Annotated in this window: 14 protein-coding genes; 11 read left to right on the top strand and 3 right to left on the bottom strand. The window is 46.4% G+C overall.

Features of this window, described 5'->3' with window-relative positions:
• From R6242_RS06065 to R6242_RS06020, 10 genes are all read left to right on the top strand, one after another.
• The coding region (locus R6242_RS06065) for a beta strand repeat-containing protein (protein ID WP_412099664.1) at window positions 1-2,988 on the top strand (2,988 nt) is incomplete at its 5' end.
• A 246-nt stretch (window positions 2,989-3,234) separates the two neighbouring features.
• Window positions 3,235-5,382 (top strand): peptidase domain-containing ABC transporter, encoded by a 2,148-nt coding sequence (locus R6242_RS06060; protein WP_318425033.1) that lies wholly within the window; start codon window positions 3,235-3,237, stop codon window positions 5,380-5,382.
• Complete coding sequence (locus tag R6242_RS06055; RefSeq protein WP_318425031.1) at window positions 5,355-6,707, top strand: HlyD family type I secretion periplasmic adaptor subunit; 1,353 nt, start codon at window positions 5,355-5,357, stop codon at window positions 6,705-6,707. The genes R6242_RS06060 and R6242_RS06055 overlap by 28 nt, the downstream gene beginning before the upstream one ends.
• Window positions 6,708-6,792: 85 nt before the next feature.
• Window positions 6,793-8,667, top strand: coding sequence for a tetratricopeptide repeat protein (locus R6242_RS06050; protein ID WP_318425029.1), 1,875 nt, complete (start codon window positions 6,793-6,795; stop codon window positions 8,665-8,667).
• 53 nt (window positions 8,668-8,720) lie between these two features.
• A complete protein-coding gene (locus tag R6242_RS06045; RefSeq protein WP_293935681.1) occupies window positions 8,721-9,215 on the top strand; it encodes a class I SAM-dependent methyltransferase in 495 nt (164 codons plus the stop codon).
• A gap of 31 nt (window positions 9,216-9,246) precedes the next feature.
• Window positions 9,247-10,107 (top strand): methyltransferase domain-containing protein, encoded by an 861-nt coding sequence (locus R6242_RS06040; RefSeq protein WP_318425026.1) that lies wholly within the window; start codon window positions 9,247-9,249, stop codon window positions 10,105-10,107.
• 25 nt (window positions 10,108-10,132) lie between these two features.
• The gene (locus R6242_RS06035; RefSeq protein ID WP_318425024.1) at window positions 10,133-10,993 is read left to right on the top strand and encodes a class I SAM-dependent methyltransferase; all 861 of its coding nucleotides are present in this window, start codon (window positions 10,133-10,135) and stop codon (window positions 10,991-10,993) included.
• A 35-nt stretch (window positions 10,994-11,028) separates the two neighbouring features.
• On the top strand, window positions 11,029-11,964 hold the full coding sequence (locus R6242_RS06030; RefSeq protein ID WP_318425022.1) for a UDP-glucuronic acid decarboxylase family protein: 936 nt from the start codon (window positions 11,029-11,031) through the stop codon (window positions 11,962-11,964).
• Between the two features lie 28 nt (window positions 11,965-11,992).
• Entirely contained in the window at window positions 11,993-13,090 is a 1,098-nt protein-coding gene (locus R6242_RS06025) for a hypothetical protein (protein ID WP_318425020.1), read from the top strand.
• A 68-nt stretch (window positions 13,091-13,158) separates the two neighbouring features.
• Window positions 13,159-13,902: a DUF5672 family protein gene (locus tag R6242_RS06020; protein WP_318425018.1), complete on the top strand. Its 744-nt coding sequence runs from the start codon at window positions 13,159-13,161 to the stop codon at window positions 13,900-13,902.
• A 52-nt stretch (window positions 13,903-13,954) separates the two neighbouring features.
• Here R6242_RS06020 and R6242_RS06015 read toward each other — a convergent pair whose 3' ends face one another.
• Entirely contained in the window at window positions 13,955-14,704 is a 750-nt protein-coding gene (locus R6242_RS06015) for an NUDIX hydrolase (protein ID WP_318425015.1), read from the bottom strand.
• Between the two features lie 2 nt (window positions 14,705-14,706).
• A complete protein-coding gene (gene phnF / locus R6242_RS06010; protein ID WP_293935688.1) occupies window positions 14,707-15,429 on the bottom strand; it encodes a phosphonate metabolism transcriptional regulator PhnF in 723 nt (240 codons plus the stop codon).
• A 171-nt stretch (window positions 15,430-15,600) separates the two neighbouring features.
• Between phnF and R6242_RS06005 the strand changes: the two genes are divergently transcribed.
• Complete coding sequence (locus tag R6242_RS06005; protein ID WP_318425012.1) at window positions 15,601-17,118, top strand: fumarate hydratase; 1,518 nt, start codon at window positions 15,601-15,603, stop codon at window positions 17,116-17,118.
• Between the two features lie 136 nt (window positions 17,119-17,254).
• Here the strand turns inward: R6242_RS06005 and hutC are convergent, their stop codons facing one another.
• On the bottom strand, window positions 17,255-17,968 hold the full coding sequence (gene hutC / locus R6242_RS06000) for a histidine utilization repressor (protein WP_293935690.1): 714 nt from the start codon (window positions 17,966-17,968) through the stop codon (window positions 17,255-17,257).
• Window positions 17,969-18,076: the final 108 nt, after the last annotated feature.

Raw genomic sequence — 18,076 nt, 5'->3', positions numbered from 1 at the left:
GCACTAGAAACCCGTGATCTAGCGGTGATTAGCACCAGTGCCATTGCTGTTCTCTCTAGTGCGCAGGTCAAAGCCTTCACCACAGATCAAGTGGCGAATCTCACCACCGATCAAGCGGTAAACTTAAGCTCTAGCTCCTTGGCAGGCTTAACCTCTGATCAAGTGGTAGCTTTAACCACCGCCCAAGCTGCGGTCTTAACCACTCGCCAAATTGCGGCCTTCAGCACCAGCAATATCGCTGCCCTAGAAACCCGTGATTTAGTGGTGATCAGCACTAGCGCCATTGCCGTCTTGTCCAGTGCGCAAGTTAAGGCCCTGACCACCGATCAAGTAAACAACTTAACCACCGATCAAGCCGTCAACCTCAGCACCAGTTCCTTGGCAGGCTTAACTACTGATCAAGCGGTAGCGCTGAATACCGCCCAAGCTGCGGTATTAACTTCACGCCAAGTAGCCGCGCTCAGCACCAGCAATATCGCCGCTCTAGAAACCCGTGATGTAGCCGTGCTGAGTACCAGCTCGATTGCCGCCTTGTCGACCAGCCAAGTGCGTGTCTTGACTAGCGATCAAACTGTAGCTCTGACCACAGATCAAGCTGCAACGTTGTCGTCCAGCCAGATTGCTGCACTCTCCACCAACAGCATTGCGGCTCTGGAAACCACCGATCTACAAGTCTTAAGAACCAGCGGTATTGCAGCATTAAGCACCGCGCAATCCAAAGCCTTTACTACCGCCCAAGTCGCTAATTTGACGACGGATCAAGTGGTGGCACTGAGCACCAGCGTGGTGGCCAGTGGTTTAGGTACCGATCAAGTTGCGGCACTGACCACAGCTCAAGCCGCTGTATTGACTTCACGTCAAGTGGCCGCACTCAGCACCAGCAATATCGCCGCCCTAGAAACCCGTGATCTAGCGGTGATTAGCACCAGTGCCATTGCTGTTCTCTCTAGTGCGCAGGTCAAGGCCTTTACCACAGATCAAGTGGCGAATCTCACCACCGATCAAGCGGTGAACTTAAGCTCTAGCTCCTTGGCAGGCTTGACAACGGATCAAGCGGTTGCACTGAATACTGCACAAGCCGCCGTCTTGACTACTCGCCAAGTGGCAGCTTTGAGCACCAGCAATATCGCTGCGCTAGAAACCCGTGATTTAGTGGTGATTAGCAGCAGCGCCATTGCTGTCTTGTCCAGTGCGCAAGTTAAGGCCTTGACCACCGATCAAGTAAACAACTTAACCACCGATCAAGCCGTCAACCTCAGCACTGCTTCCTTGGCAGGCTTAACTACTGATCAAGCGGTAGCGCTGAATACCGCCCAAGCTGCGGTCTTAACTTCACGCCAAGTGGCCGCGCTCAGCACCAGCAATATCGCCGCACTTGAAACCCGTGATGTAGCCGTCTTGAGCACCAGCTCGATTGCCGCCTTGTCGACCAGCCAAGTACGCGTATTGACTAGCGATCAAACTGTAGCTCTGACCACAGATCAAGCTGCAACACTATCATCCAGCCAAATCGCCGCACTCTCCACCAGCAGCATTGCTGCTCTGGAAACGACCGATCTACAAGTCTTAAGAACCAGCGGCATTGCAGCATTAAGTACTGCGCAAGTGAAAGCCTTCACGACTGCTCAAGTGGCCGTGTTTACTACGGATCAAGTGGTGGCCTTAACTGCAGCAAGTTTTGCGACTGGCTTCACAACCGATCAAATTGTTGCTCTCACCGCAGTGCAGACGGCAGTGCTTAACTCCAGTCAAGTTGCTGCGTTCTCAACTAATAATATTGCCGCACTGGAAACCACAGATTTTGCTGCGTTAACAACTTCTGCACTTGTTGGGCTGACTACAAAACAAGCGAATGCCTTAACCTCGGCACAGGCTGTGGCGTTAACGACTGCGCAAGCGGCGGTGTTAACTTCAAGCCAAGTGCTTGCCTTGTCGACGGATAGTATTGCCGCACTCGAAACGGCAGATCTAGCCGTGTTAAGAACCAGTGCAATTGCGGTGCTTAATACTCAGCAAGTGATTGCGATTAGCACGGTTCAGATTCAAGCGTTGTTAACCACTCAAGTGGCAGCCATGACTACGACTCAGGTTATGGTGATGACATCGTCACAAATTGGGGCGTTTACCACCGAGCAAATTTCTCACTTGGCCTTGGGTAGCCCAATTATTCTTGATTTGAATGGTAATGGCGTAAGCACGAGCAGTATTGAGAACGGGGTGAAATTCGATCTCTTTGCCAGTGGTGTTAAAACCCAAACTGGCTGGGTAGGAGGAGGAGACGGCTTGCTTGTGATGGATCGCAACCATGATGGCAGCATCAATGATGGTAAAGAGCTATTTGGTACCTCCACGGTGATGGCCGATGGTAGCAAGGCGAAGGATGGTTATGCCGCTCTGGCCGAGCTAGATAGCGATGGTAATGGGGTGGTTGATCGCAATGATGCTCACTTCTCTGATTTACGTGTCTGGGTGGATGGCAATGCAGATGGGGTAAGCCAAGCTGATGAGCTGAAAACGCTGGATTCCTTGGCCATTGCTAAACTCAATCTGGATGTAAGTAAAACCAGCGAAAAAGACAACGGCAATTACATTGGGCTTAAATCTACCTACGAGTCGAATGATGGCAGTAGCCATGCGGCAGCTGATGTTTGGTTTGTTGCGGATACCTCCAATCAACCGCCAGCCGTTGAGCCAGATATGCGCAGCCGGGTGGTTGATTTAGTGCAAGCGATTTCTGCCTTTGAAGAAAGCGCTCAGGCTGGGGTGGGTAAAGACACCGCTAAATTACAAATTGATGCGGCGCTTGATACACCTCCTGCCATGGCCCTAGGAACGGCAGTCAATCAAATGAGCGATGTGCTGAAACAATTTGATGCAAATGGGCAACAGATTGGAGGGGCACTTACACCAATGGCATCAAGCGATCAAACGCTGCGTTTGAATGCTCTAGCAACGCCTCAGCCAGGAGGAATCTTGGCTTCTAAATAGCTTATAGTCGGTGATTTTGGGTAGATTTAGCTAGCATATAAAAACGGCAAGATGTTGATCATCTTGCCGTTTTTGTCTTTGTGTATTAAAGATGTTTTTTATTTATAAAATATTAATGTTTATAAATAGCGCTTAGATAATCTATGCTAAATTGATCTTTACAAAAATAAATAGCGTTTCATGAAAATGAAAATTGCTTATTCTTTCTCGTTGCACGTTCTCTGTTAAATCATCTAGCGTTTAAAAATGCCAATTAACGCACAACACACCGTTATCCAGTGCTTAGCTGCGATTGCTCAGCATCATGGCTTACAAATCAATCCTGAACGGTTGATTGATGAATATGCCTTGGGCAATGAAGAGCCAGCTCCTGCTGTATTAGTGCGCATTGCAAGCGATATTGGGCTTAAGGGCAAAAATGAAAAACTAACTTGGGAAGGATTGTTAGCGCAAACGGGTGTGTTTCCACTTATTGCGCGTACAGTTTTTGATCATGCGGTGATTGTGGTGGGGATTCGCCAAGACAGCGATGGCTTGAGTAAAATTGCCCTGATTGACCCCGCCGCCAGCCAATCTGCGGTGATATTAGAGGATCAAGCCACCTTTTGCGCTCGTTGGGAAGGGGATGTTTTTTTTGCTAAACGCCAACATAAATTAGCAGACCCAAATCAGCCCTTTGGTTTACGTTGGTTTATTCCAGAAATTCTTAAGCAAAAAGCCGCATTTCGCGATATTTTTATTGCAGCAATAGCGATGCATTTTTTAGCCCTTGCTTCCCCTATATTCTTTCAATTAGTGATTGATAAAGTGCTCTCCCATCAAAGCGTAGCCACCCTGTGGGTGTTGGCTGCGGGTATTGTGCTTGCTCTGTTTTTTGATTCTGCATTTGGCTTTTTGCGGCAAATTATTACGCTGGCCGCAACAAATAAAATCGATATGAAGCTTACGCGGCGTACTTTTGGGCATTTACTTTCTTTGCCTATTGATTATTTTGAAAGTACATCGGCAGGGGTGGTTGCACGGCATATGCAGCAACTCGAAAAAATACGCAGCTTTTTAACCGGAAAATTGTTTTTTACCTCTTTAGATTTACTGTCTTTAATTATTTTTGTGCCCATTTTATTTTCGTACTCAAGCAAACTCACCCTGATTGTATTGCTATTTACTGCGCTCATTGCTGGCATTGTTATGGCGATGGTGCCGCCTTTTCAGCGTCGCCTAAATGCACTTTATTCAGCTGAAGGCCAACGGCAGGCCATGATGGTGGAAACCATTCATGGCATCCGTACGGTAAAAGCCTTGGCGATTGAGCCTATGCAACGCCGCTTATGGGATCAGCGTTCGGCAGAAGCGATTAGCATGCATTTTAAAGTAGGGCAGATCTCTATTTTTGGGAATTCAATCACTGATTTTCTAGGAAAATTACTGCCCGTCACCATTATTGTGATTGGTGCTCAAGATGTCTTTGATCAAACCCTGACGGTGGGGGCTTTGATTGGTTTTCAAATGCTATCTGGGCGAGTCGTGCAGCCGCTGATTGCGCTGGTTGGTTTGGTCAATGAATACCAAGAAACCTCTTTAGCCGTAAAAATGATGGGCGAAGTGATGAATCGCCCACCAGAAGGGCGCGTAGGGGCGGGGGGATTGCGGCCACAATTGGTGGGTGAAATTAAATTTGATGAAGTCAGTTTTCGTTACCCAGGCGCTACGGCTACCGCGTTAAACCATACTAGCTTCACGATTCCTGCAGGCGCGGTGGTGGGGATTGTAGGGCGCAGCGGCTCTGGAAAAACCACCTTAACCAAGCTCATTCAAGGGCTCTATCCCTTACAAGGGGGGATTGTGCGTTTTGATGGCATGGATGCGCGTGAGATTGAACTACCCCATTTGCGCCGACAAATAGGCGTGGTGTTGCAAGAAAACTTTTTATTCCGTGGCACGGTGCGTGAAAACTTGATTGTTACCAAGCCCGATGCCTCATTTGAAGATATTGTCGCGGCATGTGAAGCCTCTGGCGCAGCGGAGTTTATCGAGCGTTTGCCACAGGGCTACGACACCTTATTAGAAGAAAATGCATCCAATCTATCTGGCGGGCAAAAACAACGCTTGTCTATTGCACGCTCGCTATTGGCTAAACCTCGAATTTTGATCTTAGATGAAGCTGCCAGTGCATTAGATCCAGAGAGTGAGGCCATTTTTATTAGCAATCTTTCAAAGATTGCCGTGGGTAGAACCGTGGTGATGATCTCTCACCGTCTATCTACATTGGTGAATGCACACACTATCTTGGTGATGCAGCAAGGTGAGCTGATGGATAGCGGCCGCCACGAAGAATTATTGACTCGATGTGAGACATACCAACACTTATGGCATCAACAAACAAGCCACCTGTAATTAAAAAAGGCAAAAAAAACTCGACGGTGATCGAGTTTTTACCCGATGCCGATGAAATAGAGCAAAGCCCCTTGCCGCGCTATGTGCGCAGCACCTTGCTTGTATTATTGGTGGCATTTATTAGCGCTATTTTATGGGCCAATTTGTCTGAGGTAGAGCAAATTGTGGTGGCGCATGGGCGGCTAGTGAATCCATTGCCTAATATTGTGGTGCAGCCGCTTGAAACCTCGATTATTCAAACGATTGAAGTAAGGGTGGGGCAAGTGGTAAAAAAAGGTGAGCTATTGGCAACATTAGATCCTACGTTTGCCCATGCTGATGATGCACAGCTACGTACTCGCTTACAAAGCTTGGATACGCAGATTGCCAGCTATCAATCAGAGCTTTCAGGCAAAACCACTAGCAATGCAAATATAGATGCCGATACCTTGCTACAAGCCAAGCTTTTAACTGAACGGCAAGCTAATTATCGCTCTCAAGTTTCTAAATTAGAGCAAAACGTCGCCCGCTTAGCTGCGGCAATTGAAACCAATCGTAATGATAGGGTGGTCTTGTCGAAACGGCTGAAATCGATGAATGAAATCGAGGCGATGCAAGAAAAAGCCTTGCTGCAGCAATATGATTCAAAGCTGCGTTTATTGGAGGTGAGGGATCGGCGCTTAGAAGTTGAGCGTGATTTGGTGCAAATACAAAATAAAGAAAACGAGCTGCTGCGTGAAATGGGCGCCTTACGTGCAGATAAATCAGCGTTTTCAAACAGCTGGCGGCAAAAAGTGATGGAAGACTTATTGGCCGCAACCAGAGAGCGGGATGGCGTGAATGAGCAACTTCAAAAGGCCGATAAACGTAAGCAGTTGGTGACCTTAGTTTCGCCAGTGGATGCCGTTGTTTTGGATGTAGGTAAGCTTTCTCAGGGGTCTGTACTAAGGGAAGCTGAACAAATGTTTACGCTGGTTCCCTTGGGGGCACAGCTTGAGGTTGAAGTGAAAATTGATTCCATTGATATTGGCTATATCAAAGAGGGAGTGCCAGTACATATGAAGCTGGATGCATTTCCGTTTCAAAAACATGGCGCATTAGAGGGCAAAGTGCGCACGATTAGCCAAGATTCATTTAGAAATGAATCTGCTACAGCGGGGCAAGAGGCGTTTTATATTAGCCATATTGTATTTGGCGATGCCAAGCTAAAAAATATGAAAGATAAATCTAGGTTGCTGCCTGGGATGACGCTTTCTGCAGAAATTGTGGTAGGTAAACGCTCGGTTATTTCCTATCTACTTTGGCCTTTAACTAAAGCAATGGAAGAGGCGATTAGAGAGCCTTGATTGGGTTTATTCCAGATTAAATTTCATTACAGTAAAAAGCTCGTTTAAATATAATCATATTATATGAATACAAAAGAGTCTAACAATGCCAATTTCTGAAAAACTGCATAGCGCAATTATTTTTCAAAACCAAGGAAATATTGAGGAAGCCAGTGCATTGTTTAATGAAATATTAGATTTAGAGCCAAATAATGCCGCAGCATTATACTCATTAGGGCTAATTGCATTGAATGCTGGCGAGTTGAAGCAAGCATTAAAATTCAGTGAGCGTGGTATTGAGGCCGCCCCTCAGTTTGCTTTACTAAAGTATTTGCAAGGCTCTATTGTGCAAGCCATGGGAGATAAAGAAGCGGCATTAAAGTGCTTTGATGCCGCCTTAGAGTTAGATCCCAATGATGTAAGCGTTTTGCTTAATAGCGGTGTGTTGCTTAGAGGCATGTACCGGCATTTAGATGCATTAGAAAGATTTCAAAGAATATTAGCGATTAATCCAGATCATGTTTCTGCCCTAGGTAATAGCGGCATTATGCTCACCGAGTTTAAGCAAAGTGAGCAAGCGATTGCCTTATTTGAGCGCTTACTTAAAATCCAACCCGATTACAATTATGGCTTGGGTTTGCTTTTTTATGAGCGCATGCATATCTGTGATTGGCGTGACTTCAAACAATCATGCGAGCAGATTACTGATGGGCTAAGAGCGGGGCAGACTGCGTGCAAATCGCTTGCTTTTATGTCGGTATCCGATAGCGCTGCAGATCATTTATTAGCCGCACAAATTTTTGCTAATCAATATTGCCCCAAAAATAGTAAATCATTTTGGCAGGGGGAGCGCTATCGGCATAAAAAAATACGTTTAGCATATTTGTCCCCAGATTTGCGTGAACATCCCGTTGGGCATTTAATGGCGGGGGTATTTGAGCAGCATGATAAATCACGCTTTGAAATCATTGCCATCTCGCTAGGGATTGATGATCAAAGCCGCTTACGGGCGCGAATGTTAAATGCATTCGATCAATTTATTGATGTGCGGGAAATGGGCTCAGAGCAAGTAGCCCAAATGCTAAGGGATATGGAAATTGATATCGTGGTGGATTTGGGCGGCTATACCTCAGATACCCGTACCGATATTCTGAGCTTTAGGCCGGCCCCTATTCAAGTGAATTACTTGGGGTATCCAGGCACAATGGGCATTGATTATGTGGACTATATCATTGCCGATCGGCATATTATTCCGCCAGAGCATCAGCCTTTTTATACGGAGCAGGTGGTTTATTTACCTGATACCTATTTACCTACCGATAGCAGCGTGCAAATAGCTGAGCGCACCCCCACGCGGGCTGAATGCGGCTTGCCAGAAACGGGCGTGGTGTTTTGCTCATTTAGCCATGATTACAAAATTTCCCCACCGGTGTTCGATGTGTGGATGCGGCTGCTCAGCCAAGTTCCTGGCAGCGTGCTGTGGCTGATGTCTAGGGGGGAAGTATCCCAGCGCAATTTGCGTAAAGAGGCTGAACTAAGAGGCGTGGCTGCAGATAGGCTGGTATTTGCTAATAGAGTACCTTTGGTGGAAGACCACCTTGCCCGCTATCGCCAAGCTGATGTGTTCCTCGATACCCACCCCTATAACGCGCATACCACCGCCGCTGATGCCCTGATGGCAGGCTTACCGGTGGTGACGTATATGGGCAATTCATTTCCATCCCGCGTGGCAGGAAGCCTGCTGCATGCAATTGGCCTACCTGAGCTGGTCACCCATTCCCTAGAGGAATATGAAAAACTTATTCTACAATTAACGAATAACCCTGAACAATTAACTAGCGTAAAACAAAAATTGATCAATAATAAAGCCAACTTCGCATTATTTGATACCAAAGGGCTTTGTCAGAATTTAGAAAACACCTATATCGCCATGTGGCGAGTGCAGCAGCTGGGTGAGTATAAAGACGAATTAAGTCATTAAGCGGCAATACTGGCTCACGCTATAGCTAATGTTTTAAAAAACAAGGAGACACTATGTCACGAAGCCTAGATATTGGTTGTGGGCCCAGCCCTAAAAACCCATTTAATGCCGATGAGGTGTTTGGCATTGATGTAAGAGAAGATCTGGATGCCAATATTAAATGTGCAGATTTAGTGATAGAGCCTATCCCTTTTGAAGATGGCTATTTTGATTTTGTAACCGCCCATGATTTTTTAGAACATATTCCCCGTGTTATCTACGTGCCTGATCGCAGAAATGCTTTTGTAGAAGTCATGAACGAAGTTTATCGGGTGCTTAAAATAGGGGGGCAATTTTTATCCTTTACCCCTGCTTATCCTCACCCTGAAGCTTTTCGTGATCCTACCCACGTTAATATTATTACCGATCAAACCTTTCAAGCCTATTTTGATAATGTTAATCGCTGGGCTGCGGGTTATGGTTTTAATGGCGCATTTGAAATAAAGTTGCAGGAATGGCGCGGACCTCATTTGCTGACTGTGATGCAAAAAGTTGAATTAATTAAATAAAACTTTTCATTTTATATTGGGTGCAAAGGCAATGATGGATGCTGAAAAAGTAAAACAATTACAGCAAGAATTTGGCTTAAGCTACCATATTGAATACGCTTCTTTTGCACAGCAGACGGTTGGGTTTCATGGCAAAAAAGTATTGGAAGTAGGGGGAAGCCTGCCGCAAAGGTTCGTTATAGAAGAGCTTGGCGCTGCACAGTGGACTGCGCTTGAAGAGCTGGATTATTGGAAAGAAACATTAAGCACTGGCTATGTGTTGGGTACCCCGCCCATTGAAGATAATCAGAAAATACTTTTTTCCAGTGCAACACCAGCTCTGCTGGATAAAAATTACAATATTTTTTATGGCCATATTGAAGATCTGCCTGAGCAGATGGAATCGCAGTTTGATTTAATATTTTCTATTGCTGCATTTGAGCATATTGCACGCCTGCCTTTAGCGCTGGATAAAATGAGAAGGGCGCTGGTGCCGGGGGGAAAGCTTTTTACGATGTTTGCTCCTGTGTGGTCTTGTTATAACGGACACCATTTACCTGAGATTGTGGATGACGCAGGTAATCACTGGAGCTTTGGTAATTCCCCCATTCCTCCATGGGGGCACTTACTTTTTCGCCCTATGGAATTATATGATTTGCTGTGTGGAAAATGCGATGAGAAAACAGCAAGAGAGATTGTTTATTTTGTTTATAACTCGCCTCATATCAACCGATTTTTTATTGATGATTATATAGAGATGGTTGAGCGTAGCGGTTTTACTGTTTTGCAAAGCCAAGCGATTTATGAAGTGCCGGTGCCTGATTTGGTGAAACAGCAATTACAAAAACAATATCCTGGAAGAAAAGACTTTTCTAATAGCGGTATTTTTTTTATTTTAGAGCGCAAGTTCTAATACTAAGCGCAGGCAGGTCTGAACAATGTCAATGAATGAAATTCATGAAAAGCACTGGTCAGAGTTTATGGGCGATGCCCATCACCGCTCTCTTTATGATTCATGGTGGACACCCGGCACTGTGAATTACTGGCGGCATACTCAATTGCTTGCCCCTGTGCTTGATATATTCAACAGCTTAAAAAAATATGCCTGGCTGACGGTGGGGGACGGTGCAGGGACAGATGCTTGGCGCTTATTGCAGGCAGGCTTTAGCGACGTATTAGCCAGTGATTTAGACGATACCGTGCTTAAGCAAACCAGAGCAGCAGGGCATATTAATGATTATTGTATTGAAAATGCCGAGGCGCTGAGTTTTGCCGATAATTCATTTGATTTTATATTGTGCAAAGAAGCTCTGCATCATATGAGCCGCCCTTATGCGGCTATTTATGAGTTTTTTAGGGTGGCGCGCTATGGCATTGTAATTATTGAGCCACAGGACCCATGGGTTGATTTTCCTTGCCGCTCAGATGCAAGCAGCCCGCATTATGAATCGGTGGGTAATTATGTTTATCAGTATTCAGGGCGTGAATTAGAAAAAATTGCCTATGGCTTAAATATCCGAGGGATAGCAACCAAGCATATGGTAGATGTTTATATCCCTAATTGTGAATTTGCATTTTGCACCACAGGTGACCCAATCTGGGAAGAAACACAAATAAAAGTGGCAGAGGCCACTGATGCCGTTAAAAATGGTGCGTTGAAGGCTAATTATATTCAAGCGGTATTTTTTAAAAGCACGGTTACGGCAGAGCTGTTTGATATGCTGGCTTTACAAAATCCGGAATGGCGCTTTTTAAGGACAGATACCAACCCTTATCTGGCAGGGCAGAGTGCAGGGTAAATAACAGCGCGTTAAAACAATGCTCAGGGGCCGTTATGGATAAAATTTTAGTGACCGGTGGTGCCGGTTTTTTAGGTTCTCATTTGTGTGACCGTTTAATAGAAAGGGGGGACGATATACTTTGCGTTGATAATTTTTATACGGGAAGTAAGCGTAATGTCTCACATTTATTTAATCATCCTCACTTTGAAATGATGCGGCATGATGTGACTTTCCCTTTATATATTGAAGTAAATAAAATATTTAATTTAGCCTGCCCAGCCAGCCCCGTTCATTACCAGCATGATCCAGTACAAACAACTAAAACCAGCGTGCATGGCGCAATTAATATGCTTGGCCTTGCCAAGCGGGTAAAAGCACGTATTTTGCAAGCATCAACCAGCGAAGTTTATGGTGACCCAGATGTACATCCACAGCCCGAGGAATATTGGGGGCGGGTGAATCCAATTGGTATACGTAGTTGTTATGACGAGGGAAAGCGCTGCGCTGAAACTTTATTTTTTGATTACCACCGTCAGCATAAAGTAGATATTAAAGTGATTCGTATTTTTAATACCTATGGGCCAAGAATGCACCCGAATGATGGGCGGGTAGTTAGCAATTTTATTGTGCAGGCATTAAGGGGTGAAGAGATCTCTATGTTTGGTGATGGGCAGCAGACGCGCAGCTTTTGTTATGTGGATGATTTAATTGAAGCCATGCTCAGAATGATGGATAGCCCCGCTGATTTTACCGGCCCAGTGAATGTAGGTAACCCTAGCGAGTTTACGATGCTGCAGCTAGCAGAAACGGTTTTAAAACTAACGGGTTCTACTTCAAAAATTGTTTATAAACCTCTGCCGCAGGATGATCCGCGCCAGCGTAAACCAGATATCAGTCTTGTACAGGCTAAATTAAACTGGACGCCCCGTGTTTCACTGGAAGATGGCTTAAAAGAAACGATTGCATATTTTAAAACGGTGCTGGTTTGATTTCTTATTTGATTTTAAGGACTGAAAATTGAATCCTATTCAGACGCTTTTTTCCCGCTTATCAGACCGTGATTTGCCAGCTAGGCAGGCGAATGAATATATCAGCAATGCTCAACACGATTCATTTTTTTATTTGGCGGCAGCAAAAGCAGCCCGAGTCAGCCTAATTAAAGCGCATTTTGAAAAAAACGCAGTTAAAAAAGTCTGGTTGAGTGCTAATTTAGCAGGGTTTAATTGCAGTATAAGCGGCATAGAAACGGGCATTCTGGATAAAGCTTTTTTTCAGGAAGACAATGAACAACAGCGTGCAGAGAAAAAAGCGCAGCTTGAGGGCTGTATTGTTATTGTCAATAATAATGATGTGGGCACCGATGTATTGCGCAATGCCTATGCGGATTTTTTTGATGAGTGCACGGCAACATTATTTATTGGCTGGGATTGGGATAATCATCACTGGCTGGATGTCAGTACTTTTTTAGCCGCACATTCAGATATTTATTCCCCAGCACACCATGAAAATTTATATTTATTAAGCCGCTATAATTGGCTAACGGCTGGGCCAGTTTATTGCTCATGCGTGCAGTGGTCACGTCAGTTTTTAAATGAAAACCTACATGGTATTTTAAATGCGGAGCGCTCGGCCCAGCCTTTAGGAATGCATATTCCTTATGCTAGATTTAGTTTTAGAATTCAGATGATTTCTACTTTAAGCCAGCATTATCCTTCTATTGGTTTTAGCAGCCACACTTTTCATGGCCGCTCTGCGAGTGATAGATTGAATGAATGGACTGCACATACCGCACACTGGATTGCGCCGGTATTAAATGATGTGCCTATCCGTATTTTTGATGCCTTAATTAGCGGTGGTATTCCTTTAGTGCCTGCCTCTTTACGCTTTTTGCCACCAGTGAATACAATTAGCCGTGAGCATATTGTTTTTTATTCTCCTGCAGATATTATTGCGCCGCAGGCGGTGGTTGAGCAGGCGAATCGCTTATTTAATGAAGGCGGGCGTGATGGCATACTGGCCCGACACCAATTTGCATTGCAGCAGCATCATGGCGATCAAAGTGTTAGGCAAATGCTGAGCTACGCAGCAGAGATGCTGGAGATTAAAATTGGCTAGCCATACAGGGCATTATTTTATGAATAAGCAGACTGATTCTGCATATTCATATGGGCAAGGTTTATTCTATGCCGGATAAGTTGCTGGTGCTGGTTCCGCTTTATAAGGGCGAGCTTTCTTTGATTGAGCAATACTCGCTGGATGTTTCGCTGCAAAATCTGGCTGGGCGGAATATACGTTTTATTGCACCTAAAAATATGCTCCGATCTTACTATCAGACTCGCTATCCCGCGATAGAGTTTATTTTATTTGATAGCCATTATTTTGCCAGTATCGCTGGCTATAATCGCCTGCTGCTGGCTGATTTTTTTTATCAGCAGTTTATCAGCTATGAGTTTTTACTTATTCTGCAAACCGATGCCATTATTTTACGCGATGATTTAGATGTTTGGCTTAATAAGTCTTTTGACTATATTGGCGCACCATGGCCAGATGGCAATGAGTTATTTGTCAATCTTGGCCGCTTTGAAGGCGAGTTTGGTAAACGGGTTAAGGTTTATGTAGGCAATGGTGGTTTAAGCTTGCGTCGAGTCAATAAGTGCCTCTCTTTATTAAATGAATTCCCTGTGGCGGTTTCGGTGTTTTTAAATACAGGATCAAGTGAGGATTTGTTTTTTTCTTATATGGGTGCTTTATCTATTGATTTTATTATCCCTAATGAAATTACGGCTTCTTTGTTTGCAATGGAATTAAAACCCGCTTATTACTATGAGGTAAATGGTCGGCGCACGCCCATGGGGGGGCATGCGTGGTGGAAGTATGATTTGGATTTTTGGCTACCGTTTTTGCCCTCGCCACCGCCTCAGGTTTAGCGTGGACCCCTGATAGATCTTGCAGGCTAGGCGCAGCATAAAACATGGTTTTCTAGCGTAACTGCTTTAAAAAGGATTGCGTAACCAAGGCGGCGTCTGCGGTGAAATGCACTAGCGCTGCATCTATTGCTGCAAAGGGGTAAAGCCTAAATTCTGCCACTTCTCCGTCCCTATTGTTAGGCACAAAATCTTGAGGCAGCAGTAGATCATAAATATACAAGATCTCATCTTGCGTACCATCTGCCTCCACGCGCGTGCTGCGAATGCTGCCTTGGTAGCTGGCATTTTGTGCGATCCATAGCGGCACACCCGCTTCTTCAGCTAATTCCCTGATCATACAATCCCAGATGGCTTCGCCTGCGCTAATGCCACCCGCCGCCAAATTATCTAAGCGATTGGGATCGGTGGCTTTGCTGCTGGCCCGTTGGCCTATCCATAGCTCCCCAGCGCTGGTATAGCCGTTGATATGCACCGCGCGGCTGGTGAGGCCAAAGCGCCTAAAAGCTGCGCGTTCTAGCTCAAACAGGGGGTGGCTAAGGTCAAGATCGCCCTCTGGGGTGGGGGAAAATACGCTGTAGTTTTCATTGCGCCAGCCTTTGATTAAGCCTGCGGCGCGCATGTCTAGGGCGGCTTTGTAGAGCCAAGCCGCTACTTCTTGGGTATTCAGCTGAGGGTCTAATGTAAAACTATCGGGCGTGATGCAGATCGCTTCATATTGGGATAAAAACTGCACGCTGATGTCTTCTAGCCAGCCTAATGGCTGATCGAGTGCAATAAAGCGGCGTAAAGGGGTTGTTTGCATGCTTAAAATGTTTCGGCTTCGATATAAAGTTGTACTGCATCGCCGGTGAAATGGGTGATGCCGTACTCAATCACATGATGCTGGGCATCGGTGTAAATGCTTTCTACGCAGAGCAAGGGCTGAAATTTGGTTTGTGCCAGCATCTGCGCTTGGCCGGTCTCTGGCAGGCGGGCGCTGATGCGGGACGATTTGCGCTGGCAATGATGAATGCCAAATTGTTGCAAAGCTTGGTCGATATGGTCAACGCTATTGTAGATGGCATCAAAGCCGTGAAAGCGGGGTAGGGGAAAGTATTGGTGGCACAGCCCCACCACGCGATCATCCACAATATCTAAGGCCTCGATATGCAGCACTTCGCTATTGCTGGTAATGCCTAAATGTAGGCAGATATCTTCAGAAGCTGGCTCGGCTTGGCTTTTTAAGATGCGGCTACGGCCTGCAAGCTGTTGTTTTTGTAAGCTATGCGAAAAGCGTGTGCGTCTGCCTAGGCGATAATCAATCAGCTCTTCTTGAACAAAAGTGCCGCGCCCTTGCTCGATCCTTACCAAGCCCTGCGCTTCTATGGCTTGTAATGCACGGCGTATCGTGTGGCGATTAACGGCAAAGCGTGCGGCTAGATCAGTTTCATTGGGCAGCCGATCGCGCAAAACTTTATGCTGTATATCACTCGCTAGGATTAACTCAATTTGTCGCCAAAGGGCGGTGCCAGAGTCTCGGTCGAGCATAGGTATCTAGTTTGTAAGGATGATAAAAGGTATTGTAATGGAAGTGTATTGCATCTAGATGATATTGGGGCAAATTTAGATTTGGCTGATTGCGCCAATATTTTTCACTGGCAGGCTTGCGCTACAATTGGGGCTTCTTAGTAAAAGCCCGCGCATACAGGGAGCCTAGAGATGACAACGATACGCCAGCAAGATTTAATCGATAGCATCAGTGATAGCTTGCAATACATTAGCTACTACCACCCTAAAGACTATATCCAAGCCTTAGGTAAAGCTTACGATAAAGAAGAATCCCCTGCCGCCAAAGATGCGATTGCGCAGATTTTAACTAATAGCCGCATGTGTGCCGAAGGCCACCGCCCTATTTGCCAAGATACCGGCATCGTTACCTGTTTTGTGCGCGTCGGTATGCAGGTGCAGTGGCTTGACGCGACCATGAGCCTTAGCGATATGATCAACGAAGGCGTGCGCCGTGCTTATCTGCACCCAGATAACAAACTGCGTGCTTCTATTCTTCAAGACCCAGCAGGTAAGCGCCAAAACACCAAAGACAATACGCCCGCCGTGATCCACTTTGAGATTGTGGAAGGTAATACGGTAGAAATTGATATTGCAGCCAAGGGCGGCGGCTCAGAAAACAAATCTAAATTTGCCATGCTTAATCCTTCTGATTCGATTGTGGATTGGGTATTGAAAACTGTGCCGCTGATGGGGGCGGGCTGGTGTCCGCCGGGTATGTTGGGGATTGGCATTGGCGGCACGGCAGAAAAAGCCATGGTGATGGCCAAAGAAGCGCTGATGGAATCCATTGATATCCAAGAGCTGATCGAGCGCGGTGCACAAACCCGTGCTGAAGAACTTCGTATTGAGCTGTACGAAAAAGTAAACGCGTTGGGGATTGGCGCGCAGGGTCTTGGCGGCTTGGCCACGGTTCTTGATGTAAAAATCAAAGACTATCCAACCCACGCGGCTAGCCTGCCGATCGCCATGATTCCAAACTGCGCGGCTACCCGCCATGTGCACTTTACCTTGGATGGCTCTGGCCCCGCTGTTTTAGAAGTACCTAAGCTGGAAGACTGGCCAGATGTGACTTGGACGCCAGCCGCAGACGCACTGCGTGTTGATTTAAACAACGTCACGCGGGAAGACGTTGCCAGCTGGAAGCCAGGCCAAACGTTGTTATTAAACGGCAAAATGCTCACCGGCCGCGATGCCGCGCACAAACGCATGGTGGAGATGCTGAATAAAGGCGAAAAACTGCCGGTGGATTTTGCTGGCCGCTTTATTTATTACGTTGGCCCCGTTGATCCAGTGCGTGATGAAGTGGTTGGCCCCGCTGGCCCAACCACCGCTACGCGTATGGATAAATTTACCGAGCAGGTGCTGGCCGAAACCGGCTTGCTAGGCATGATTGGCAAGGCAGAGCGTGGCCCTGCAGGCTTAGAAGCGATCAAAAAGCATCAATCGGTGTATTTAATGGCCGTAGGCGGTGCTGCTTATCTGGTATCCAAAGCGATTAAGGCTAGCCGCGTAGTGGGCTTTGCTGATCTGGGTATGGAGGCTATTTACGAGTTTGACGTGGTGGATATGCCGGTGACGGTAGCGGTAGATTCACAGGGTGTTTCGGTACACGCCACTGCGCCTAAAATCTGGCAGGCTAAAATCGGCAAGATTCCTGTGGTGGGTTGATTGATTTAAACCTAGCAAGCTTATGCAGGCTAAGCACCTCAAACATATGGCGTTTTTCCATGTGCTTGAGGTGTTTTTACGTGGCAAGAGCCATACAGATGGCGCAATGGAAGGCATTTTGCAGATTGTCTCTGAATCAGCCTTGTTTTTTTACCCGTGTTTGTGAGCGCAGTTTGTAGTGACTGCCAGGGTGGAGCAGGCGGCTAAAGCTTACAAGGTGCTTGTGTGACCAAGTACGGCGCAGTACGCGCAGGCAAGGCTCGCCTTCGTTGATATTTAGCAGTGCTTGCTCGGCGGATGTAGGCAGCACCGCTTCTACCGTGTGCTCGATGTCAGATAGTGGGCAGCTGCGCATCAGATAGGCGTTCGGTGTTTCATTGCTAAAATCTTGCTGCAAGTAATCAGGAGCAAAGGCTGGGTTAACGTAGCGGTCTTCAATCTGAATCGCCATTTCGTTTTCAAAATGCACAATGACGGAATGAAATAACTCGGCACCGCTAGCCAGCCCCAGCCAGAGCGCCACTTCTGCAGAAGCCGGTTCGGCGCGCTGCAAGATAATGGCAGCGCGGTAGCGATGGCCACGGCCCTGGATCTCCTCGGCGATATTATTAATATCCAATAGCGGTGATTCAGCCTTGCGCTCGGCCACATAAGTGCCATCTCCAGCAAAGCGGATCAGCACGCCTTCAGATGCCAAATCACGGACCGCCTTATTCACGGTCATTCTGGACACCCCAAATTGCAGCACCAGCTCGGCTTCAGTAGGGATTTTTGCGCCAGGTAAAAAGCGGCGCTCTTTAATGCCGTCCAAAATAAATTGGCGGATGCGTAAGTGAATGGGTCTGTTCATGGCCGTATTGTAGCGTTTGCAGGGGCTGAGTAAGCAAAATACTCATGAAAAAGAGAAGACGTGCGTAGGGCTAGATGGTCTATCAACGCGATTTAAATCAGCCAGTTG

Origin of the sequence: Iodobacter sp. CM08 (assembly GCF_033446605.1) — a bacterium.
Lineage (GTDB): Bacteria > Pseudomonadota > Gammaproteobacteria > Burkholderiales > Chitinibacteraceae > Iodobacter.
The sequence above is the reverse complement of the archived record's forward strand: the minus strand, read 5'-3'. Positions and strand labels throughout refer to the sequence as shown.

Bases quoted from the DNA above. Each gene is read 5' to 3' on its own strand.
- R6242_RS06060 (WP_318425033.1), top strand. From the start codon at position 3,235: ATGCCAATTAACGCACAACACACCGTTATCCAGTGCTTAGCTGCGATT.
- R6242_RS06045 (WP_293935681.1), top strand. From the start codon at position 8,721: ATGTCACGAAGCCTAGATATTGGTTGTGGGCCCAGCCCTAAAAACCCA.
- phnF (WP_293935688.1), bottom strand. From the start codon at position 15,429: ATGCTCGACCGAGACTCTGGCACCGCCCTTTGGCGACAAATTGAGTTA.
- R6242_RS06005 (WP_318425012.1), top strand. From the start codon at position 15,601: ATGACAACGATACGCCAGCAAGATTTAATCGATAGCATCAGTGATAGC.
- R6242_RS06020 (WP_318425018.1), top strand. From the start codon at position 13,159: ATGCCGGATAAGTTGCTGGTGCTGGTTCCGCTTTATAAGGGCGAGCTT.
- R6242_RS06030 (WP_318425022.1), top strand. From the start codon at position 11,029: ATGGATAAAATTTTAGTGACCGGTGGTGCCGGTTTTTTAGGTTCTCAT.
- R6242_RS06035 (WP_318425024.1), top strand. From the start codon at position 10,133: ATGTCAATGAATGAAATTCATGAAAAGCACTGGTCAGAGTTTATGGGC.
- hutC (WP_293935690.1), bottom strand. From the start codon at position 17,968: ATGAACAGACCCATTCACTTACGCATCCGCCAATTTATTTTGGACGGC.
- R6242_RS06040 (WP_318425026.1), top strand. From the start codon at position 9,247: ATGATGGATGCTGAAAAAGTAAAACAATTACAGCAAGAATTTGGCTTA.
- R6242_RS06015 (WP_318425015.1), bottom strand. From the start codon at position 14,704: ATGCAAACAACCCCTTTACGCCGCTTTATTGCACTCGATCAGCCATTA.
- R6242_RS06055 (WP_318425031.1), top strand. From the start codon at position 5,355: ATGGCATCAACAAACAAGCCACCTGTAATTAAAAAAGGCAAAAAAAAC.
- R6242_RS06050 (WP_318425029.1), top strand. From the start codon at position 6,793: ATGCCAATTTCTGAAAAACTGCATAGCGCAATTATTTTTCAAAACCAA.